The sequence below is a fragment of the uncultured Algoriphagus sp. genome (assembly GCF_963974835.1).
In the GTDB taxonomy this organism is placed as follows: Bacteria; Bacteroidota; Bacteroidia; order Cytophagales; family Cyclobacteriaceae; genus Algoriphagus.
In genome coordinates this window covers 12,752-35,782 of sequence record NZ_CAXBET010000018.1, presented here as the reverse complement: position 1 = coordinate 35,782, position 23,031 = coordinate 12,752, and the positions used below count along the sequence as shown (strand labels likewise).

Genomic DNA, 23,031 nt, shown 5'->3' with positions numbered 1-23,031 from the left:
ATTTCAATCCTTTTATATGTATAAACTTTTTGAGTCAATTGCTTATTTAAGCCACAAGTATCATCTATTAATTTTCTATTAACACACCAATTTATATCCAAATCCTCTCACATTTAAAATTTGAATTTGGGTGTCTTCCTGAAGCTTTTTACGCAGCTTAGTGATAAATACATCCATACTTCGGGCGTTGAAAAAATCGTCCGATCCCCATATTTGTGTTAAAATCAAACTTCTGTCCGTTATCTGATTGGCGTTTTCCAAAAGGATTTTTAGGAGTTGAGATTCTCGGGCGGTGAGGTGGCATTCCTCTTCATTTAGCTTTAAAAGCTGCTTAGTTGGATGAAATTCATATTTCCCAAGACTTAGCCAATCTGATTGGTTTTTGCGGAGTTGCTGCCGATTAAGTTGAGCTTTGATCCTCACGATCAATTCCTCCATACTAAAAGGTTTACGAACGTAATCATTGGCGCCCAGACCAAATCCCTTGAGCACATCTTCTGTTTGCGATTTGGAAGTGAGGAAAATAATAGGAGTGTAGGGATCTGTTTTTCGGATTTGCTCGGCAAGGGTGAAACCATCTTTCTTTGGCATCATTACATCCAGCACCAATACGTCGGGTTTGGACTTTTGGTAGCTTTCCCAAGCCTGATTTCCATCAGCACAAAGGGCGACCTGAAACTCCCGGCTTTCCAGACTTTCCTGGATGATCATACCCAAAGCCATTTCATCTTCTGCCAGAAGGATTTTTATCTTACTCATGGCCAAATCGTGATAAATGAGGTGTTGTTTGCGGATGATTCCAATTCAATTCTTCCCTCATGTTTTTCAATGATTTTCTTCACATAATATAGCCCGATCCCAAAGCCCTTGACATCGTGCAGATTTCCTTTTGGGATTCTATAAAACTGTTCAAAAACCCGTTCTTTTTGATCTGGGCTAATATTTCCTCCATTATCCCAAATCCTGATACGGGTGTTTGAACCTTGATCTAAGGTGATTCTCACCTGATCTCCTCCGTATTTGAGCGCATTATCAAGCAGGTTCGAAAGTACATTTTCGAAGTGAAAAGGATCAGCTAGAATAGGAGTTATATGAGAAGGAAGCAAAAGCTCAATTTCTTTATCCGGAGTCAGTGTTTGAAACTTCTGAACCAAGGATCTGAGAACTGGAATTGGATCTACTTCTTCTTTTTTTAGTATCAATTGCTCAGAATTAAGCGTAGCAGTTTCCAAAAGTTTCTCCACCATCAAGTTCAATTTAAGCATTTGCCCTTTGGAGACTCCCAGGTACTTTTTCGTTTTTTCAGGATTGTTTTCGGGATTAAATTGCTCTATCCCTTCTATGGCTGAAAGCGTAGTGGCTATTGGAGTTTTGAATTCGTGTGTGATATTTCCGATCAGATCCTCCTTGATTTCGGCGATTTCCTTTTGGTTTTTGATAGTTTGGTAGAGGTAGTAAAAAGCTCCAGCGATAATCAATAAAAAGGTAATAGACATCAAAATATCCACCATTCCACGCTTTAATACTGTGAGAGCTGTGTTCTCAAAGTACATTTCCAACTTTTGGCCTCGGGGCAAAAATGTGGATTTGGACACCGTAGAAAATGGCATTTCTGTCAAAGCAGGATAATTGAATGAACCCGCTATGGTGTCACGCTCGTACTGCAGGAGACCATAATTAATGGAGATGTCTTTTCTATCTAATTCCTCTCTAACCAGTGTGCTGATTTTGTCAAAATCCAGGGAATCCCTTGTAATGGAAATGATGATTTGGTTTGTTAAGGTTTTTAGATTGCTGATACTATCAGCTGCATTGAGGCCTCGAAAAATATTTATACTATGAATTTTGGCAGGATCGATCGTATTAAAAGTATCAATACGAGTTTGTAGTCTGAGATTTTTGGTAGTATCAAATTCCCCGAACCAACTAATTTCAGAAGTATCGCCACCCTCAATTTTTTCCAGCGCTTCAACGAGGATTTTGCTTTCACCAAATCTTTTAAAGTAGTCATCGGCAGAGATTTCTGGACCTTTTTCGTTTGAAGTTTTTAGCCTTAATGTGAAGCCTTTATTTTCAGTTGACGTGATCACATCTGTTTTTGCCAAATCAGCAAAATAAATTTCCAGCGCATTGTCCAGACTTTGTTGAATATCCGCAACAAGTTGTGTTTGGTTTATTTTGAATTGAGTGACGTTTCTATAGATCTGTACACCTATACTTACCATCAAAGTAAGGGCAATCAGAATTCCTATTCGCTTGAATTGTAGCTTTTTCACAAGGCTAAAGTATATGCTAGGAAATATATAAAACTGAATGTTAACACACGTTAACAGTGCTTAACCTAGTGGTAGGTTTGGTTTGATTTGGTTTATAGCAACAATTTTAAAGCTATGAACATTCGTATACTATTTCTCGCCTTTGCCCTAATGGGTTCTATTTTCACTGCAACTGCCCAAGGTCTTACCGGGAGAGCTTTTTACAAATCCTCTTCCAGTTTCAAGATTTCAATGGATAGCACCAAAATGGCTCCAGACGTGATCGCAGATCTGCAGAAGCAATTGAAAAAGCAGATGGAGCGTGAGTATGTGCTCACTTTTTCTCAAACTGAATCAAACTGGAAGCAAGTGGAAAGTTTAGGAGCTGGTCCAGCTACTGCATCTTCCGGTGGAGCAAGTATTATGATAAGCACAGGAAATCAGGATAGACTACTTTATAAGAATGTGGCTGATCAGAGTTACATCAAAGAAGAAGATTTGATGGGTAGAGGATTCTTGGTGAAAGACAGTTTGAATACGTACGATTGGGAGTTGACTGGAGAAAGCAAGCAAATTGGAGATTATACCTGTCAGAAAGCAACCTATACTAGAATAGTTGATAGCAAGGTTTTCTCCATGGGAAAAGATGAAATGGAGACAAGTAAAGACACTGTGAATGTAACAGCTTGGTTTACCATGCAAATTCCAGTTAGCCATGGTCCTGATGATTTTTGGGGTTTACCTGGGCTAATCCTCGAATTACAAAACAGAGGTACGACCTACATCGCAGAGCGTATCGTATTGAATCCAAATGAGCCGGTGAAAATTGAAATACCAAAAAAGGGAGAAATGATCAGCAGCAAAGATTATGAAGCCCTTTCTGAAGAGAAGATGCAGTAAATGATGAAACGCTATTCAGGCAAGTCAGGGGAAGGAATGACTATCAAAATCGGGAATTAAACAATTCGGAAGCTACACTCATGTTAATTCTTAAGCGTTTTTTTGCAATAGGATTTTTTCTCCTGATTGCCCTGCCATCTTTTGCTCAAAATAAAAACCTGATCGGTCAAGTCCTTGATAGCTTGAATCAGCCAATTGCTTACGCAAATGTGGTGGCGGTAAATCAGACTACTCAGAAGATTGGTGGATTTGGTATTACCAATGGAGAAGGACGATTTAAGATCGGGCTTGCACCTGGATCGGAATATTTGCTGCGTGTTTCATTTGTAGGTTACAAGCAATTTGAATTAACAATCACCGAATGGTCAGATCAGGAGCCTCTTAAAATCATCTTGAGCCAAGATGAAACTATGCTGGATCAGGTGGAGGTGGTGACAGAGTTGCCGATCACGATGAAAGGCGACACACTAACCTACAAAACGGATGCATTCACTACTGGCACTGAGCGAAAGCTCAAGGATGTGCTGGAAAAGCTACCTGGATTCGAAGTGGATGACAATGGAGAGGTAAAGGTCCAAGGTAAAAAAGTAGATAAGGTCATGGTGGACGGCAAGAACTTCTTTGATGGAGACACCAAACTGGCTACCAAAAACCTCCCTGCAAATGCTGTGGATAGAGTCCAAGTGCTAAAAAACTTTAATGAAATTGCCCCAGTTCGGGGGTTAGATAACGACGAGACTTTGGCGCTAAACATCCAACTGAAGGATGGGAAAAAGAACTTGGTATTTGGAGACCTGACGGCTGGTGCAGGACCAGAGGAGCGATACCTCGGGCATGCAAATGCTTTTTACTACTCGCCAAAGGTCAACCTTAACTTGATTGCAGATGCCAACAATGTTGGTGAGCTCGCTTTTACTCTTCAGGATTATTTTAGGTTCAGTGGGGGTCTAGCAGGACTTGCAGGCAAATCAGGATCTACTTTAAGTATGAGTTCGGATGACTTGGGGATTCCTATGGCTCAGCGGAACAATGCATTGGATTTGAAAACAGACCTGGCTGCGGTAAACTTAAATTATAACCCGAATAGTAAATGGAGGCACTCTGGTTTTGTCATTGGTTCTGCTTCCAAGAATAAACTGGGTTCCTCATCCCAGCGAACGTATTTGAGAAATGATGAATTCAATGAGGAAACGCTTACTTCGGCTAGTACCGTAGAGAATAAGTCAGGGTTGATGAAGTATTCTTTGACTTTTACGCCTAAGGAAGAAACCTATGTCAAGTATAGCATCTTTGGAAAGCTAGCTGATATAGCTAATGAGAATATTCAGGATTCTGATTTTGGACAGATCCGCCAGCAAATCAAAAGTTACCAAAGTCGGCAGCCATACACGGTTCAGCAAAAAGGGGAGTGGTATCATGCTCCATCGGATAAGAGAGTATTTTCCATGGAGGCGAATTGGGAAAAGAAATATACCAACCCGCTTTATGATTTGACGACAAACCAGAAACCATTCAATGACTTTGTACCCGTAGTAGATCGGGAGACTTATAGATTTCTGCAAAATCAGGATATCAAAACCCGAACGCTGGAAGGAGCATTCAACTACTATCATATTCTGAATCCAACCAATCATATTAACTGGAGTTTGGGATATTCAGACACTAGACAGGAGCTAATTAGTAGTTTAGAACAGACGGAGACAAACGATGACTTGGACTTGGGGGAATTTGAAAATGACTCTCGATTTGATTTTCAGGATTTGTATTTGGGAATGACGTACAAAACCAAATGGAAATCTGTCGTGATCAGCCCATCGCTTTACCTTCATAGATACGCTTGGAATGATATTCAAATGGAGGATGAACTGAGCAATGATAAGGTTCTTCTACTTCCGGGAATGTACGCCAAATGGAGTATTAAGTCTAACCGTTCGCTGACTTACCGATTCAGCAGCCAAGCGAATTTCATGGATATTGAGAAGCTTGCGCAAGGATTGGTGGTATCGGATTACAATTCGATTTTCAGAGGAAACAGGCAGCTGGATAATGGCCTTTATTACACTCAGACACTTAATTACAATCACTTTAATTTCTTTTCCTCACTTAATCTTTTCGGAAATTTGAGTTGGTCGAGAAAGCATCACGACTTGGTGAATACTACCAATTTTGCAGGGATCAATCGAATCATGAGTATTCAGAATATTGATCCAGTCAATGAGACGCTAACTGGAAGTTTGCAGGCAGACAAGCGGTTTCAGTCATTTAAAATCTCCGGAGGAGGAAACTGGAATACCTATTCTACCAATAGCTTTGTAGACCAAAACCTGATTAATAATAGCCAGTTTGCTCACTCATATTTCATGAAATTCACCAGCACGTTTATGAAGACTGTGGAAGTAGATTTGGGATATACCTGGAATCAGAATTTCTATAAATCCACCAACGCTACTAATACGTTAAGCACGCATAGCCCAAAAATTGAAGTGGATTGGGATATCTGGAAGGGGTTAAAGTTGAATGCTGATTATACCTATAATGCCTACATGAATAAGGCCTCTGGCACAACCTCTGACTTTGATTTCTTCAATGCTTTCTTGAGCTATCAGGGGAAGTCCAGTCCTTGGGAATTTAGATTAACCGTTTGGAATATTTTGGATACTCGCTCTATTCGAAGAGATAGTTTTACAGAGAATCTGATCAGTACCTATTCTTATTTGGTTCAGCCTAGGTATGGCGTGTTTACTGTAAAGTGGGAGATTTAGAGAAAAGAAGGATGTTTGGTGACCGGTGTTTGTATTGAGAGTTTTATTAAAAACTTCAGTATGAAGCAAGTAATTTCTTAGAGATATGACTAAAGTTTCAATTTTAGATTTGAAAGGAGGTAAAGAAAGGAAATTGACAGAATCGCCACTGACTTTACACTAAAAAAATATATTTATACATTTGCATTCGTAAAAACAGGAAATCCATAGACCCTCTATGTGAAATTTAATTTCTTTCAGAACATTTAAAGACAGCAAACTGCCAAGCAGTTTGTCTGATTGTTTACTCTTTAAAGAAAGAAATTATGTTGACTGTACAACACCTTTCCTATCTACTTCCCAATAAAGACTTATTGTTTGCTGACATTAATTTATCAGTAAATACCTATGAAAAAATTGCCTTGATAGGCAATAACGGATCTGGAAAATCCACTTTGCTGAAAATCTTAGCGAAAGAAATTCAGCCTTACGAGGGTCAGTTCAGTAGTGACATTACTCCTTATTATATTCCTCAGGTTTTCGGTCAATTCAATCATCAGACGATTGCCCGAGCTTTGCGTGTCGAGGATAAATTGAATGCCTTACAACGAATTCTGGATGGTGATACCTCAGAGGATTGGTTTACTATTCTAAATGATGATTGGACAATAGAAGATCGTTGCAAGGAGGCATTGACTCATTGGGGGCTTGGTGAACTGGATTTGAATATGTCACTTCAATCGCTCAGCGGTGGTCAAAAAACGAAGGTCTTTCTTGCCGGTATTTCAATTCATGAATCTAAGTTGATTCTTCTTGATGAACCCAGTAATCATTTGGATTTATCAGGCAGGGAATTGCTTTACGATTTTATCAGCACCACTAGAAGCACACTGATCATCGTCAGCCATGACAGGAAATTGTTAAATCTATTGGATAATGTGGGTGAATTGAGTCGGAGTGGGGTAAAATTATATGGCGGGAATTATGACTTTTATGTAGAGCAAAAACAGATTGAAAAGAAAGCACTGAGTCTTGATATCCAAAGTAAAGAAAAGGCCCTGCGAAAAGCCAAAGAGAAAGAAAGGGAAACTGCGGAACGCCAACAAAAACTGGATAGCCGGGGAAAAGGGAAGCAGGAAAAAGCCGGGGTATCCAGGATCATGATGAATACCCTAAGGAACAAAGCAGAAAATAGTACCTCCAAATTAAAAAGTGTCCATGCCGAGAAAATTGGAGGGATCTCTCAGGATCTAAAATCCTTGCGGGAAGCTGTTCCTGGAATTGATAAAATGACTTTTGGTTTTGATAATTCGCAATTGCATAAAGGCAAGATTCTTTTTTCAGCAACCGATATCAATTTCAATTATGGGACTAAGCCACTCTGGAAAAAAAATCTGAAATTCCAGGTTACTAGTGGAGAGCGTATAGCCATTAAAGGTAAAAATGGCTCGGGAAAAACAACGCTAATCAACTTGATTTTAGGTGTTCTAGTGCCAACTTCCGGAACAGTTTACCATGCTGAGAATAAGTCAGTTTATATTGATCAAGAGTATTCCCTAATCGATAACTCGTTGAATGTTTACAATCAGGTCCAACAATTCAATGAGTCATCCCTACAGGAGCATCAAATAAAAAGTAGGCTGAACAGATTTTTGTTTACAAAGGAAGATTGGGACAAACCCTGTCTTGCGCTAAGTGGGGGAGAAAGAATGCGTTTACTTCTATGTGGTATAACTGTATATAGCTCATCCCCTGATATCATAATCTTGGATGAACCAACCAATAATCTGGATATTCAGAATATTGAAATATTGACTGCGGCTATTAATGAATATGAAGGTACTTTGATAGTGGTGTCACACGACGAAACGTTTTTGGAACAAATTAAAATTGAAAGAGAGATTCCATTGCTATAGGATGATACGGCTACTCCAAAGTAGTAATGCGCACTTGACGGAACTGAATAAGTAAAGGTTATGGGACTAGGTGAGCCCATAAAGTCAATTGGGGCTTACTTAGGATAAAAAGTTCAATTACAAATTCCTACCATTGCCAGAAACAATGGAACCGCATGTTCGGACCTACAAATTAAGTCTTCTTATTAAGTAGTGATTACTAACTTTTAATGGATCCAAAATTTGATGTAAATTTTAGTTAGTTTTCTTATACCTTGGTAGTTTCGATGTTTGTGCCAATTTAATTGCCCAAAAGCGAACAATTTTGTTCGCTAAATTTTTATCCATCCTATAATAATGAACCTCTATCGTGGTTATTAGGATATTTATGATGGCATAGAAATGGAAATTTGAATAGTCTTCTGGGAACTTTATACCCCGATTTCAAACAGAACATACACTATGATGTGGAGGAATTATCTCAAAATCGCCTGGCGGAATTTAGTTGTTGACAAAACTTATTCTTTCATCAATATTTTTGGGTTGACGATCGGCTTGACTTCTTGCTTATTGGTGGCAACTGTGGTGTTGGATGAAATTTCATATGACAGTTTCTGGGCAAAAAAGGACCGAATTTACCGTATTCTGACCGTGGAAACTTCAGAAGGGATGGAGGGCAAGTCGGAGTCCTCATTCGTGAACTTGGCGGCTACACTACGAGAAAATTTCCCGGAAGTCGAATCATCAGGGAGCATATCCAAAGGGAATTACAATTTCCGTTTGACTGCAAACAGTACGGATGTAATTGAGATGGACTTGATTCTTGCAGATACAAATGTTTGGGAGATGCTTGATTTTAATATTTTACAGGGAGCCCCTGAACGCTATAGGCCTGGAATTGGAAATTTGGTGGTAACCCAATCATTTGTGGATTCTCATTTTCCTAATGAATCGCCTTTAGGGAAAGAAATCCAGCTAGTGTCTCCTTATCTGTCTGATTCCAGGCCATTTTTGATTACAGGTATTATCGCAGACATACCCTCAAACACCTATTTGAGAGCTGACGGGATTCAGATTTCCAAACCTTCGGATATGCCATTAAGCAGGGAGGGTTGGGGCTATTTTGATGAACAACTGATTCTGGTTTCCTCTCAGACTTCTATTCCGGCTTTTACAAAAAAAGTGAATCAATGGTATAAGGATTACATTACAGATGCCTCTGAGGATGTTAAGCAGCGTGTAAATACTTATGAATTTCAACCGCTTGAGGATATTTATCTCAAATCAGACTTTGCTAGTCAGGAAATCAAAGGGAGCCCTTCCACTGTGTATTTGTTTTCCGGAGTTGCCATTTTATTGCTGACGATTGCCTTTATCAATTTTGTCAACCTCAGTGCTGCCAGATCCATCAAGAGATTCAGGGAGATTGGTGTGAGAAAAGTATTGGGTGCTGGCAAGAGGCAATTGATTTCACAGTTTTTATACGAAAGCCTGCTGTTCTTCCTGATTGCAGCCATTTTGGCCAGTACCTTATATGCATTGGGCTTAGTACAGGTGGAAAGACTCCTAGGGCACCAGCTGGAAATAAAACTATTCGAAAATATCCCCCTTTTGCTGGGGTTTGCTACCTGTGTCATACTATTGGGAATTTTGGCAGGAGTTTATCCTGCCTGGATGGTGGCTGGTTTTCCGGTAGGTAATGCTTTGAAAAACAGCTTTGGCAGGAAGGGGAGTATCTCTACCTCGTTTGTTCGAAAAGGTTTGGTGGCTACCCAGTTTGTTTTTGCCATACTGGTTTTGATAGGTACAGTGACTGTTTGGTCTCAGATGCGTTTTATGGAGAATAAGGATCTTGGGTACGACCCTTCCCACATACTTAGTATTTCTTCCTTTGCGACAGAGGGAAAATCCGCTGAGCTAAAACAGCAAATCCAAAAGATTGCTGGTGTAGAAGAAGTGAGTCTCAGTAACTGGGTGCCTACCAAAGGGTCTGCATCTATGACAAAAAGAATTCAAAATCCAAAAGATCCAGATCAAGTCATCCCGGTACATTACATTATTGGGGATATTGATCTGCCAAAAGTCATGGGAATGGAAATTAAAGAGGGAAGGGGTTTTGAGCAAAGGGACAACGTTCAAAACACATTACGTTCTGTGGAGGATAGTGATGTCACTGATAAGATTTCCCCGGTAATTCTAATGACCCAAAATACGGCGGAGCTTCTGGAAGTAAATGATTTAGGAGGAGCAGTAGCCAATTTGGAAGAAATTCCAATAGGAGTAATAGATGATTTTCACAGTATTTCTTTGAGAGATCCTATCAAGCCAACCGTAATCATGGCAAAAAATGAATTTAATTATGCTTCGATTTTAATAAAAGTCCAAGATGGCACGGAACCTCAAACACTCAATGCTATTGGGGCGATTTGGAAGGAGTTTTATGACGTTAAACCATTCAAATTTGAATGGGTGGATGATTTGGTGAAGAGGCAATATGACAAAGAGCATCGACAAGCTCAGCTGTTTACTATTTTCACTGGTCTTATGCTGTTTTTGGCAAGTTTGGGAGTCTTTGGGTTGGTAGTACATGCGACTGAGCAGCGGGTGAAAGAAATAGGGGTGAGGAAGGTTTTAGGTGCATCCGCAGCCAGTATTGTTCGAATATTTTCCATAGACTATCTCAAACTGGTGCTGGTTTCATTGCTGATAGCATCACCTATTGCTGGGTATTTGATGAATATCTGGCTCCTTGATTTTGCCTATAAAATTTCCCTTCAATGGTGGATGTTTGCAGTAGCAGGCATACTTGCAGGTATACTGGCCCTGGCTACAGTAAGTGCTCGTGTACTGTGGACTGCCCATAGTAATCCTATTAATTCATTAAGATCGGAGTAGTCAAAGGATTATTTTTGTGAAATTAGTATGGAAATCAGGCGTGCATTAGATTGAAATAAGCATGTATTAATAGGTTAATCAGATTTTATTTTGGTCAGGAATAAACCCTATTAATCGAGGTTTATTCTTTATTGGAAAATGATTCCAAGATCATATAAGGATTACAAAAAATGAAATATCCATTACTAATTACCTACTGTTTTTAATTAGTGTTTAACCTCTTTATTACAATTTTAGAGGTGATAATCAACTTCACCAAAATGCCTGGTATTGGCTAAGAAAAGTGCCAGTATAAAGATTAGTCTCATAGTTTTAATTGAAGAATTGGAAAGGAATTGAATTGAACAATTCTTTAAAATCTAAACCTTGAGCATAAATTGATAGTGAAAAATTAATCTTTTGACAGGTTTCTACCCTTTTTTTCTCATAATGAAAATAATGGCAGAAGTGCCTCCGTCGCCATCTTTCTGGTGAGTTTCCGATATTGTTTCAACAAGTTCAAACCCAAGACCTGACATATAATTTAAGACGGAGGCATAGGAAGTCTTTTCGGATAAAAATTCCGAAAGCCTTTTCCCTTCAATTAGTTGATCTGAACTGTCGCCTAAATCAACTTTTACATTCAGCTTATCTGAAAATGTTCTGTCTGTTATCGAAATGTAGGCATAAGGGTAACTATAGCCCTGTGCGGTTGAATGTTGGCCAATAAAAAAGAATGTAGATAGAAGAGGTAATATTACTAAATGCTTAAATTTTCCCATGTCAAAATCATGTTGTGGATTGCTGAAAATTAATTGATTAGGTCTGAGTGGTTTAGTTTTTCAACGTGCCAATTCAAAAATAGGTTGGCAGAAAAGTCTCATTCGATTTGAAGTATAATAAATGCTACCCCTAAACCTAGAGATCAATTAAAAAGTACTTCCTTTTCTCCCGATTTCAATCGGGTATTTCAAATAGCTCCAGGATCTTCAAAACGATATTGCACACCCACAATATCCACAGGATTATTTGGGATTTCTGTCTCAAAGGTTAGCTTATCATTGGTGAAAAAACTGATTTGTTTGTCAATACAGGTCACTTTTACCGTAACCCAATCATTCAGATCACTACCAAATCCACTCAGGTCTTCAGATTGACTGGATACGCCTACTCCAAAAGCTGCAAGAAACAATTCACCCACGCATTCGGGTCTTGAAATTGGCAGGATCAAAATAACCTCTTTGCCTTGCAGGTAAATGTCCACCCGCTGACAAGCCGCCTTTCCATGTGAAAACCCGGATTTTATTTCTGTTTCAAACTCAAAATTGTCAGTAGTAAATCCGCTGATGTCTTTTTGATTATAAAACCTAACCTCTGGTAAATCAGGAAATAGCTCAACTCCATATTTTTCAAGTAGTTCCCCTCCGTTTACACCTCCAATGTGGCTGATATCTCCTGCAAATGTTCCTTTGGATATTTTTCTTGTATAAAGAATACGTAATCTTTTCATACTGTAACTAATATGCTCCAAAGATGTAGCTTGATGTATTGATTTCAACTTATTCTAATGTTTTTGATCGGATATTTAAGTGTAGTTTTTTCCTGTATCAATTTTTCAAATCCTCCTGCTTCCTATTGATCTCCACTATTCCCAATCCGGATCTGTTGCAGGATCAGGGTTTCGGTGGGCAATTCCCGGATCATGGAGTATTCAAACTTCTAGATTTCCCGTACCTCCTTCGCCTTTATCCGGTAAGGTTCAAACAGAGGGTTGATCGAGCGGAGTATTAAATAGTGATACTTTTCCGGAAAACTTATCTTTTAAAACTGAAGCTCTTATTTTTAAAAGCATGCGATGCATTAAATAAAGAAAGCAACTTCAGATTTGCTTCAAAAGGCTGTATTAACTTTTGAGCGCAGTATACCTTGTGATATGCTAATTGGACAACTAGGAGACTTTGATAGTGTGTTAGCTTAAAACTTCGAACCACCAAAACCAGCAATAGTAGAAGTCCATATACTTGACGCCTAAGACCGTAGAAAACGTAAGATGAAATTCAATATTCTTATATTTTGTCTACAGAAGAGCTTTTTAGCAAAAATTCAGCAATGAAAGTATTATTAGTAGAAGATAATCCGGAGTTAACAGAGAATATAAAAAATTACTTGCTCAATCAGGGAATTGTATGCGAAAGTGCAATTAATTTATTCGAAGCCCAGGATAAAATTCTATGTTATAATTACGACTGTGTGCTACTGGATTTGATGCTCCCCGACGGAAATGGACTGGTACTACTACAGTTTATAAAATCAAAAAAAATCGATGTCAGTGTATTGATAATCTCTGCCAAAGGATCACTGGACGATAAATTATACGGATTGGACTTGGGAGCAGATGACTATCTGTCAAAGCCATTCCATCTGGCTGAGCTTCTAGCCAGATTAAAAGCCATTTATAGAAGAACCAAGATGAAAGGATTTGATGAATTGACATTCAATGAAATCACAGTGGTAAATTCTTGTTACCAGGTAGTGGTTCAAAATCAATTGCTTGATCTTACCAAAAAAGAATACGATCTCCTTCTTTTCTTTCTTACCAACAAGGATAGAGTAGTGGGAAAAAATGCCATTGCACATCATCTCTGGGGTGATTACACGGATGATCTCTCAAATTTTGACTTCGTCTATCAGCACGTCAAAAACCTGCGGAAGAAAGTCTCAGCCGCCGGTGGCAGGGACTACATACGAACCGTCTATGGCTTGGGATATAAATTTGATACAACTGCCATATGAAACTGATCAATATTATCAGTCTTTGGTTTTTGGGGATTACTTTGGCAGCCCTGCTCATCGGCACTATCGTCATCTATGAGAAGCTTGGATCTGAGATCGATTTTGAATTGGGTATGGAGCTGGACAGGCAGATTGAATCTTATGCCGATAGGATTGCACAAGGGGCTCCGGTAGACAAACTGCGCTATGATAAACTCCAGATCCAGGAAATATCCATGGACCGACCTTTGGAGGAGCTATGGCTCAGGGATACCTTGGCCTATCATGATCCCATGAACAGAAATGAGACCCAGTTGAAAGGTAGCCGTTCTTTCAAGATCAACGGAAAACATTACCGCATCTCCTATTATAACCTGGTTGTAGAGGCGGATGATATTACAGAGACCATCGTGATCTCGATGCTCACTGTTTTTTTTGCCCAGTTGCTATTTATTGGTTGCTTTCTATGGGCTATCTCTAAAAAAATATTCCGCCCTTTCCACCAAAGCCTAAGTCAGCTACAGTTGTTTACACTTCAGAAAAACACGCCACTGGCGTTTACCAAAAGTGGCGTGTTTGAATTCGACTTGCTAAATAGCTTCTTGTCAAAAATGTCCACAAAACTGCTAACCGACTACCGTAAGATCAAGGAGTTTTCCGAAAACCTTTCCCATGAAATACAGACGCCTTCAGCAGTAGTGCGAGGTAAACTGGAACTGTTGATGAATGAATCCATTAACGAACAGCAGGCGGATCTGATCCAGTCCGCTTTCGATAGCAATGAGCGCATCCGCAGAATTGTAAAATCCCTATCCATTCTTGCAAAGCTGGAAAATGATGAATTTGAATCTCCCGCCCCCATGGATTTCAGTGAGGAACTCGAAAAGGTGCTAAGCCGATTGGAAGAAGTAATCCAAATTCATGATATCCAACTCAGGAAGCATATTCAACCAGGCGTGTTTCTGTCAATGCATCCCTATGTGGCTGATATTCTAATACATAATCTCCTAAGCAATTCTATCAGGCATAATCTGGAAAACGGACAAATAGAAATTTTATTGGAAAGCAATATGCTTCAGATCAAAAATACCGGTAGAATTCCCTCTTTTGATCCCAAAGATATGCTGGAACGCTTTAAAAAGGACGGGGACAATCAGGATTCAGCTGGCCTTGGACTTGCCATTGTACACCAGATATGTAAGAATTATGGCTTTAGTCTGATTTATACCTTTGAAAGACCAAACCATACCATTAAAATTTGGTTTAGATAGGTACTTCAAAATTGGTATAGATTGTTTTGTTAGTCTTATACTAAAACCAACTAAGTATCCGATGAAACCACTGGCAAAAATCCCCGTCTTTCTTTTATTTTTTTGTATCCCTTTACTAGGCTTGACTCAGGAATATCAGCTTACAGGAACTCTGAAGGACGGAGAAAGCAATGAACCCCTGGGTTTTGTTCAGGTAGCTTTGTTCAAATCCACGACATCAGCAGATCCTGTGATATTTTCGGATACTGACGAAAACGGTAAATTTTCACTTGAAGTCAAAAGAGGAAATTATGTCCTAAAGGCATTTTTTATTGGTTACCAAGATATGGTTGTGGAGGATGTTAATGTGGACGGAAGTCTCTCCCTTGGAGAACTGAAAATGAAAAGTGACGCAGAGAAATTGGAGGAAGTAGTGGTACAGACGAGTAAAATGCCAGTAAGGGCAAGTTTGGAAGGAATTACCATTTCTCCTGAAAATAATCTTGCAAATGCCGGGGGTACCCTGCTGGATGTTTTGCGAAATACCCCATCCATTTCGGTATCCGAAGATGGTTCGATTTCTTTAAGAGGAAGTAGTGGTACGAATATTCTTATCAATGGAAGAAATTCTTCCATGACCCAAAATCTGAACCAGTTACCTGCCAGTGCAGTAGAGGAAATAAAGGTCATCAACAATCCAAATGCGAGATATGATGCAGCCGCAGAAGGTGGTGTGATCGATATTATTTTGAAAAAAGGGCAGGATTTGGGCACACATGGAGGTGTGGAAGGAACCTATGGAACCAGAGGTAGATCGAATGTAGGAGGAAGAATCAATCACCGCACAGGATCATTCAATGTGTTTGGTGGATATAATTACCGAAACTGGAAAGGTGTAAGCAAGCGAAGCTCGATAAGGGAGATTTTTGAAGATCAGGAGAAACTGGAGCAAAGCACCAATGGTTCTGAGCGGGAGAAAAACCATAACCTCAACATGGGGGCGGATTATTACTTTGGGGATAATATACTGAGTTATGAGGGGGTGTACCAATATGGTCATCAATTCCAGACGAATACCCTATATTCCCAGCTTAGTAGTCTTGATCCTGCTGGCATGGAAAACACGTATGATTATGTACGGCGGAACAACGAGGATGAAACAGACGAAGGATTTGACAACGCCCTGGTTTTTGAGCACAATTTTGATGAAGACGGGCATCTACTCCGCGTTACAGCTAGCCATTCGTACAGAAATCAGTTCAAAACCCAGAACATTGAGATTTTTGGCAATACACTGGAGCCCAGCCCAGTGAATCTTACAGGTCAGGAACGGGCTTTTACCGATGAAGTAAGAAATATTACAGTACTACAGGCAGATTACATTAAGCAATGGGAAACAGGTCAGTTTGAGGCAGGACTCAAATCCAATATCAGAAAATTTGACAATGACTACCGCTATCTTAGGTATGAGGAGACTTCGGGCTCTTTTATAGAAGTTCCTGCCATCAGCAACCAGTTTCTCTATCAGGATCAGATACATGCAGGATATGCTATATTCTCCTCAGCGAAGGAGAAATTTGAATATGCGCTGGGATTGCGGGGGGAATATACCAAAGTCGACACCTATCTCCGAAATACCGATGAGCAGAATCAACAGCGCTATTTCAACCTCTTTCCCAGTGTACAGGGAATGTATAATTTAAATGAGATTCACTCTCTCAAGTTTACCTATTCCAGAAGAATTGACAGGCCTACAGCATGGAGGCTAAACCCTTTTCCTGACATTACAGATTCCCTGAACATCCGTAGGGGAAACCCTGATCTTGAACCCGAGATGATCAACTCATTTGAAGTGGGGCATCTGGCAAACTTTAATAAATCAAGTTTTACCACTAACCTGTTTTATAGAAAAGTCAACGGACAACTGGATTTCATTACCGTGGTGGAAAACGGTATATCCTATTCCCAGCCAGCGAATTTATTGTCCTCCCAATCTTATGGTTTGGAATTTATCGGCGTTTCAGAAGTTAATGATTGGTATTCTTTAAATGGTGGACTTACCCTTTTCAGAATTGCTGTGGATGGATCCAACATCGGGGAGGATTTTACGAATTCAGGATTTTCCTGGAATGCAAAGCTTACACAGGATTTCAAACTTCCCTTTGGAATCAACTTCCAGCTGGTAGGTAATTACGACTCACCGGAAGTGGAAGCTCAGGGTAGGGATCTTGCCAGGTATTCTGTGGACAGCAGTATTCAGAAATCGTTCTTGAGTGAAAAGGCAAGCATTCTGCTCAGTGTGAGAGACGTTTTCAATACAGAGAGATTTGCCGGAGAAACACTTACGAACACCTTTTCACAGGACTTCAGGGCAAAGCGGGAAACCCGGATTTTATTGGTGACTGCCCGATATAATTTTTGATGACGTTCAAGCAACTGAAATAAGATTTGCAAATTATGATTTCGGAATAGAGTAAAATTGTTCTTGATTATGCGGGTAAAGGTTTAATAATGGACAAAGTATTAAGTTGACCACTTATTAAGTTTTCTAATTTTTATTCCTACAGATAAGTTGGAACAACAAGCTAGGCTTTTTTTATAGGGAATTGGGTAAAAGGCTCTGGGCTTTATCGCATATGCACTATTCAAGAAGATTGAATGTGCTGAACCCTTTTCACGTTTTTAAGTCTAAAGTTATTGCTTGGGCCAATTTTTAATAGTTATGGACACTAAAATAAGAGGTTAGCCTGAAAATACTTAACCTTTAACGTTCCGAGTTGAATGGATTTATGCTCGGACTGGTTCAGATAACTTGGATTTAGTGGAACATTTTTTCTGGACTTTCACTTTTTTAAAAGTTAAATCAATACTGCCACCCTTTTGGGAATGGTATCTACTTTGGATTATATATTAATAACAAATCCCTCAAGTATCAATTAGGTATTAATTTTTAGCAAAGTAAAATATACCAACTTAACTAACTACCATGGAAGATTTACTTACAAGAGAGTATTACGGTAACACAGGAAAGGCATACCTGATCGCATTTGGGGCTATCGTTATTGGCCTTATCCTGGTAAGGCTTTTCAAGAATGTAGTTCTCAAGCGAATCAGAAAGGCCGCATCAAGAACATCTACAACTATAGATGATTTTATTGTAGAGAGCGTTGGGCTGTATGTTTTGCCAATGGTATACTTCACAATTATTTATGCCGGGCTAAAATCACTTGTCTGGCCGGAGAGGATTTCTAAAATTCTCGAAGTGATTTTTGTGGTCATCATAACCTATTATTCCATTAGGCTTGTGTCCAGTATTATCGTGATGCTACTCCAGACTTACATCAGAAAACAGGAGGGAGGAGAAGAAAAGGTCAAGCAGATGGGAGGTGTAATATTGATCATCAATATACTTATCTGGATTACTGGATTGGTTTTTATGATAGGTAACCTGGGTTATGATGTTTCGGCAATTATTGCCGGAATGGGAATAGGAGGTATTGCGATTGCATTGGCTGCCCAAAATATCATTGGCGATCTCTTTAATTATTTTGTGATCTTTTTTGACCGCCCCTTTGAAGTCGGTGACTTTTTGGTGATCGAAGATAAGAATGGCATCGTGGACAAAATTGGCATCAAGACCACGCGCATCAAGACCCTTTCAGGGGAGCAACTGGTTTTTTCCAATAGCGATATGACGAGTTCGCGAATCCATAATTATAAGAAAATGCAACGCCGAAGAATAGTGTTTGGGGTTGGTGTTACCTATGAAACCCCACTAGAGCAGGTGAAAATGATTCCAGGCATATTAAAGGGAATTGTTGAATCAGAAAAGCGTGTGGATTTTGACCGGGCACATTTCAAAGCATTTGGTGATTCTAGCCTGGACTTTGAAATTGTTTATATCATCAACAGTGCTGATTTTAATACCTATATGGATATACAGCAGGATTTTAATTTGCAAATCTACCAGAAGTTTGAGGAGCTGGGGATTTCCATTGCTTTCCCTACGCGTACGTTGTATCTCCGTAATGAAAATGGGATGAAGCTAAACTTGGGAATGGAGAACAAAAGCAGGGAACCGCTGGAACAAAAACTGTAATTCATTCCAGAATAATTAATTCTCCGGAGGTAAAGTTTCAATTGTAAAATATGTTTGTTGACGAAAAAATAAAAAAAGTAAAGCTGCTTGTCTCAGTTTTTGAAAGTAAAGACGATGGGGAAACTTTTGAAATCTCGACAGTAGTAAATTAACAAAGGCATGAAAGCTCTATGCTATTTAATAAAACGAGCTATCGAATAATTTTAATTCAGAAAAAGTAAGTAACAATGATCAGGGAATTTCTTCAAAGGTGCAGTTTTGTTTCATTGATATACCTAGTAACTGCGAACCAATTTTGCGGGGCACAAACAACAGACAAGTCATTATATTTTAAAAAGCCTGCTGTTAACCATCTGGAATCTTTACCAATTGGTAATGGGCATCTTGGGGGAATGATTTTTGGAAATCCTAATCGTGACCGGGTGATTCTTAATGAGAAGACACTTTGGTCTGGGGGTGTTCAGGATGCAGATCGTGAGGATGCATACGAGTACCTAGAGGAAATTCAAAAGCTATTGCAAAATGGAAATAACAAGGAAGCCGAGTCTTTGTTGCAGGAGCATTTTGTCAGTAAAGGAGTAGGCTCTGGATATGGCAATGGTGCCAATGAACATTACGGAAGTTACCAAACACTGGGAGACCTTCTCATTACTTGGCAGGATACATTGACTGCTTATAAGGATTATTCCAGAATATTGGATTTGCAGAAGGCTATTGTTACTACCAGTTGGGTTAGGGATGGAGTTGAATACACACAGGAAGCATTCTCCAGCATTGTGGATGACGTGATGGTTATTAAGTTTTCTGCGTCCAGGAGAGGTAAGTTGAGTTTTGATATTGGCTTGGACAGAAAAGAATATGCCACAGTGGTTTCGGAAGGAAATGATGTGTTGGTTATGAAAGGTCAACTGCCAAATAAGAAGCTGGCTGGGATGAAGTACGCCACGATGCTCAAAGTTGTTAATGAAGGTGGGGTAATCAAAAATTACGGGGGACAGATTGAAGTGATAGGAGCTGATGTCTGTTACGTGGTAATTGCTGCAGCTACGGATTATAACATTGATGATCCTGGAAAGCCTATTGGAGATCCTGTAAAAGAAGTTTCGAAAACAATAAATGATTTAGCCTTAGCTACAGCGAGAGAAAGACATATCCAGTCCTTTCAGGAGTTTTTTTACAGGAATAGTTTCGAATTGGTTGCTGAGGATAAAGCCATTTCTGAACTATCTACACCAGAAAGACTAAAACGCTATTCAGAAGGAAATGAAGATGCTCAGCTGCCTGTGCTTTATTACAATTTTGGGAAATACCTGCTAATCTCTTCCTCACAGCCGGGACAATTACCGGCAAACCTCCAGGGGATTTGGGGGCCAGAGTACCAGGCACCATGGAATGGTGATTATCACTTGGATATCAATATTCAAATGAACTATTGGTTGGCAGAGCCTCTGGGTTATGGTGATCTGGCAGAACCCATGCATCGATTCACTTCCAGTTTGGTAGAAAATGGGCAAAAAACAGCCAAAGCATACTACGACGCTCCAGGCTGGGTGGCGCATGTAATTAGCAATCCATGGTATTTTACTTCTCCCGGAGAAGGAGCGAGCTGGGGTTCTACTATGACTGGAGGTGCCTGGATGACTGAACACATTTGGGAACATTTTCGCTTTACCCAAGATACTGCCTTTTTAAAGACGTATTATCCAGTGTTGAAAGGAGCCTCTGAGTTTTTGTCGTCTATTCTTATTGAGGAGCTTGAGCATCATTATTTGGTCACGGCACCATCCAATTCCCCTGAACATTCTTACATTAAACCAAACGGTTATAAAGGGCACACCTGTATGGGGCCTACGATGGATATGCAGATAAGTAGGGAGCTCTTTGGAAACACCATTGCTGCGGCAAAAATTTTGGGAATAGATCAAGAGTTTGCCACTACTTTAGCTGAAAAAAGAGCTCAGTTAGCTCCGAATAGAATTGGAGAAAACGGTGATCTAAATGAGTGGTTGGATGATTGGAAAGACGGCGATCCCCAGCACCGACATGTTTCACATTTGTATGGACTCCATCCTTATGACGAGATCACTCCTTGGTCGACACCTGAGTTGGCAGCGGCGGTGACTGAAACACTGAAGCAGCGAGGGGATGATGGTACAGGTTGGAGTAGGGCATGGAAAATTAATTTTTGGGCTAGACTAGGCGATGGTGATCATGCTCTGGTACTATTTAAAAAATTGCTTCAGCCGGTGGGAGGAGATGGAACCAAGATTGTGATGAGTGATGGTGGAACTTATGGGAATCTATTTTGTGCACACCCTCCATTTCAAATTGATGGGAATTTTGGTGGTACAGCAGGAATAGTAGAAATGTTGTTTCAAAGTCATGGAGAGGATGAAGTCATCAGGCTAATTCCTGCTTTGCCAAGCGCTGAAAGTTGGCAGGAAGGGTCAGTTAGAGGAATGCATGCTAGAGGAGCATTTGTGGTAGATTATAGCTGGAAGGATGGAGAAGTTTCTGAAGCAAAAATCCACTCATTGAAGGGCTTGTACTGTAACTTTTTACTTCCTTCAGGTATGAAAATCATAGATGGGAATGGTAGTAACTTAGCTCAAAATAGAGATGACTTTTCCCGGGTTATAACCTTCAAAACTATTTCTGGGCAAGATTATCACTTGGTGAAATTATAAGTAAGGGGATTAATTCGATTAAAACCGGGATCTTCCTGTCCAATCATTAATTATTAAAATCAACCTTTTCTACATTATATTTTTAATAGGAGCCAAGATTTGATATTGGTTCATCGGAAAAACAAGCCCGTTTGTCCGATTTATCGGTAGGTTCTTCTATTTCATTTTTAAAGCGGGTCTGGATTTCAAAGTTTTGGGTAAGCGATTAATAAAAAGCTACCGAAATGAAATTCATAAGACAAATAGTAATTCTGAGTTTATTGCTTTTAAGCCAAGCTTTGGAGGTTTTTGGGCAGGATGTCTCATCGGATAAATGGAACCTTCAGCAATGTCTTGATTATGCTGTTGCCAATAATATCAATGTTGGTAAGTCCAAATACAATGTGGAAAACAACCAACTGAGTACCTCCCAATCCAAAAACAATAAACTCCCAAGTTTATTTGGGACTGTTTCAGGAAGTAGTGTTTATGGACAGACCATTGACCCTATTACAAGTGAATTTGTCAATCAGAATGTTTTTTCCAATAGTATGGGTTTATCAATGGAAATGATTCTATACCAAGGGAATGAATTGAATCTGCAAATTCAAAAAAGTAAAATACTGGAAGATCAAAGCCAGTTGTATCTGGAAGAATCACAAAATAGCATACAATTAAGTGTAATCGAAGCCTATTTGAGGGCATTATACAATTACGAGGGAATAGAAGTAGCCATTAAAAATTTAGAGTCTTTTCAATTTCAAGTGGAGCAGTCTAAAAAGAGATTTGAGAGTGGTGCCATTTCCAGAAAAGAGTTGATGGACCTTGAAACCCAGGCGGCTAATAGTAATTATCTGGTGGTGAGTGCCCAGTCCCAATATGCCCAGCAGGTATTGGCTCTTAAGCAGTTATTGGAACTGGACCCCATGGTGGATTTTGAAATCAAAATAATTTCCTTAGATGCTACAGCTAGAACCATCCCTGATAAGTATGAAGTTTTTTCCAATGCCACCTACTTTCTACCTGATTTGAAAATCTGGGAAAAAGAGGGGGAGGCCATTCAAACCGATATCAAAATTGCGAAGTCCAATTACTTGCCATCACTGTCATTGGGAGGAAGATTGAGCACGGGATATACCAATACATTGTCATCTGATTATGTGGACCAGATCAATGGGAATTTCAGTAGACAGATTTCTGTGAATCTTTCGGTCCCAATATTTTCAAAAAAGCAAAACAAGACCAATGTAGCCCAGGCAAGGATTAGGTTGCAATCTAATGAACTGGATAAAATCGGAGCCGAAAAAAACCTGTTTTCCAAAATTGAAACAGCATGGCAAAACGCCACCGCAAACAAAGCGCAGTTACAATCGGCTGAAATAGCAAGAGACAATGCTTTGGTTTCCTTTGAATTGGCTGAAAAACAATATGATTTGGGAGGATTGACAGCAACAGAATTGGCAGTCAGCCGAAATCAATACCTCACCGCTGAGGAGTCATACCTCCAATCTAAATACCTCTTGCTCCTATACAGTTATCTCTTAGACTTCTACCAGGGTCAACCTTTGAACATTTGAAA

The 23,031-nt window shown here is 39.6% G+C and carries 14 protein-coding genes; 10 read left to right on the top strand and 4 right to left on the bottom strand.

The annotated features are described in order from the left end of the window. Positions 1 to 78: 78 nt before the first annotated feature. Positions 79 to 759 (bottom strand): response regulator transcription factor, encoded by a 681-nt coding sequence (locus tag AACZ73_RS21260; RefSeq protein WP_339880859.1) that lies wholly within the window; start codon positions 757 to 759, stop codon positions 79 to 81. After that, positions 756 to 2,276 (bottom strand): HAMP domain-containing sensor histidine kinase, encoded by a 1,521-nt coding sequence (locus AACZ73_RS21255; RefSeq protein WP_339880858.1) that lies wholly within the window; start codon positions 2,274 to 2,276, stop codon positions 756 to 758. The genes AACZ73_RS21260 and AACZ73_RS21255 overlap by 4 nt, the downstream gene beginning before the upstream one ends. A gap of 114 nt (positions 2,277 to 2,390) precedes the next feature. On the opposite strand from AACZ73_RS21255, the gene AACZ73_RS21250 reads away from it, so the two are divergent. From AACZ73_RS21250 to AACZ73_RS21235, 4 genes are all read left to right on the top strand, one after another. Next, the gene (locus AACZ73_RS21250) at positions 2,391 to 3,155 is read left to right on the top strand and encodes a GLPGLI family protein (RefSeq protein ID WP_339880856.1); all 765 of its coding nucleotides are present in this window, start codon (positions 2,391 to 2,393) and stop codon (positions 3,153 to 3,155) included. Positions 3,156 to 3,235: 80 nt separating this feature from the next. After that, complete coding sequence (locus tag AACZ73_RS21245; protein WP_339880855.1) at positions 3,236 to 5,917, top strand: carboxypeptidase-like regulatory domain-containing protein; 2,682 nt, start codon at positions 3,236 to 3,238, stop codon at positions 5,915 to 5,917. 305 nt (positions 5,918 to 6,222) lie between these two features. Continuing rightward, a complete protein-coding gene (locus tag AACZ73_RS21240) occupies positions 6,223 to 7,812 on the top strand; it encodes an ABC-F family ATP-binding cassette domain-containing protein (RefSeq protein ID WP_339880854.1) in 1,590 nt (529 codons plus the stop codon). A gap of 441 nt (positions 7,813 to 8,253) precedes the next feature. Next, positions 8,254 to 10,686 (top strand): FtsX-like permease family protein, encoded by a 2,433-nt coding sequence (locus tag AACZ73_RS21235; protein WP_339880853.1) that lies wholly within the window; start codon positions 8,254 to 8,256, stop codon positions 10,684 to 10,686. A gap of 410 nt (positions 10,687 to 11,096) precedes the next feature. On the opposite strand, the gene AACZ73_RS21230 is transcribed toward AACZ73_RS21235, so the two are convergent. Then, entirely contained in the window at positions 11,097 to 11,447 is a 351-nt protein-coding gene (locus tag AACZ73_RS21230) for a hypothetical protein (RefSeq protein WP_339880851.1), read from the bottom strand. A 188-nt stretch (positions 11,448 to 11,635) separates the two neighbouring features. After that, entirely contained in the window at positions 11,636 to 12,175 is a 540-nt protein-coding gene (locus AACZ73_RS21225) for a hypothetical protein (protein WP_339880849.1), read from the bottom strand. Positions 12,176 to 12,774: 599 nt separating this feature from the next. Between AACZ73_RS21225 and AACZ73_RS21220 the strand changes: the two genes are divergently transcribed. The 6 genes from AACZ73_RS21220 (at position 12,775) to AACZ73_RS21195 (ending at position 23,029) form a co-directional block, all read left to right on the top strand. Beyond that, positions 12,775 to 13,458: a response regulator transcription factor gene (locus AACZ73_RS21220; RefSeq protein WP_339880847.1), complete on the top strand. Its 684-nt coding sequence runs from the start codon at positions 12,775 to 12,777 to the stop codon at positions 13,456 to 13,458. Then, the gene (locus tag AACZ73_RS21215; RefSeq protein WP_339880846.1) at positions 13,455 to 14,708 is read left to right on the top strand and encodes a HAMP domain-containing sensor histidine kinase; all 1,254 of its coding nucleotides are present in this window, start codon (positions 13,455 to 13,457) and stop codon (positions 14,706 to 14,708) included. Before AACZ73_RS21220 ends, AACZ73_RS21215 begins: the two co-directional genes overlap by 4 nt. A 61-nt stretch (positions 14,709 to 14,769) precedes the next feature. Beyond that, on the top strand, positions 14,770 to 17,109 hold the full coding sequence (locus AACZ73_RS21210; RefSeq protein WP_339880845.1) for a TonB-dependent receptor: 2,340 nt from the start codon (positions 14,770 to 14,772) through the stop codon (positions 17,107 to 17,109). 564 nt (positions 17,110 to 17,673) lie between these two features. Then, positions 17,674 to 18,786, top strand: a complete 1,113-nt coding sequence (locus tag AACZ73_RS21205) for a mechanosensitive ion channel family protein (RefSeq protein WP_339880844.1) — start codon at positions 17,674 to 17,676, stop codon at positions 18,784 to 18,786. A 227-nt stretch (positions 18,787 to 19,013) separates the two neighbouring features. Next, positions 19,014 to 21,473: a glycoside hydrolase family 95 protein gene (locus tag AACZ73_RS21200; protein WP_339880842.1), complete on the top strand. Its 2,460-nt coding sequence runs from the start codon at positions 19,014 to 19,016 to the stop codon at positions 21,471 to 21,473. Positions 21,474 to 21,697: 224 nt separating this feature from the next. Beyond that, positions 21,698 to 23,029, top strand: coding sequence for a TolC family protein (locus tag AACZ73_RS21195; protein WP_339880841.1), 1,332 nt, complete (start codon positions 21,698 to 21,700; stop codon positions 23,027 to 23,029). Positions 23,030 to 23,031: the final 2 nt, after the last annotated feature.

Coding starts and splice junctions, on each gene's coding strand:
- AACZ73_RS21260 (WP_339880859.1), bottom strand. CDS start 759: ATGAGTAAGATAAAAATCCTTCTGGCAGAAGATGAAATGGCTTTGGGT.
- AACZ73_RS21250 (WP_339880856.1), top strand. CDS start 2,391: ATGAACATTCGTATACTATTTCTCGCCTTTGCCCTAATGGGTTCTATT.
- AACZ73_RS21245 (WP_339880855.1), top strand. CDS start 3,236: ATGTTAATTCTTAAGCGTTTTTTTGCAATAGGATTTTTTCTCCTGATT.
- AACZ73_RS21240 (WP_339880854.1), top strand. CDS start 6,223: ATGTTGACTGTACAACACCTTTCCTATCTACTTCCCAATAAAGACTTA.
- AACZ73_RS21235 (WP_339880853.1), top strand. CDS start 8,254: ATGATGTGGAGGAATTATCTCAAAATCGCCTGGCGGAATTTAGTTGTT.
- AACZ73_RS21230 (WP_339880851.1), bottom strand. CDS start 11,447: ATGGGAAAATTTAAGCATTTAGTAATATTACCTCTTCTATCTACATTC.
- AACZ73_RS21225 (WP_339880849.1), bottom strand. CDS start 12,175: ATGAAAAGATTACGTATTCTTTATACAAGAAAAATATCCAAAGGAACA.
- AACZ73_RS21220 (WP_339880847.1), top strand. CDS start 12,775: ATGAAAGTATTATTAGTAGAAGATAATCCGGAGTTAACAGAGAATATA.
- AACZ73_RS21215 (WP_339880846.1), top strand. CDS start 13,455: ATGAAACTGATCAATATTATCAGTCTTTGGTTTTTGGGGATTACTTTG.
- AACZ73_RS21210 (WP_339880845.1), top strand. CDS start 14,770: ATGAAACCACTGGCAAAAATCCCCGTCTTTCTTTTATTTTTTTGTATC.
- AACZ73_RS21205 (WP_339880844.1), top strand. CDS start 17,674: ATGGAAGATTTACTTACAAGAGAGTATTACGGTAACACAGGAAAGGCA.
- AACZ73_RS21200 (WP_339880842.1), top strand. CDS start 19,014: ATGATCAGGGAATTTCTTCAAAGGTGCAGTTTTGTTTCATTGATATAC.
- AACZ73_RS21195 (WP_339880841.1), top strand. CDS start 21,698: ATGAAATTCATAAGACAAATAGTAATTCTGAGTTTATTGCTTTTAAGC.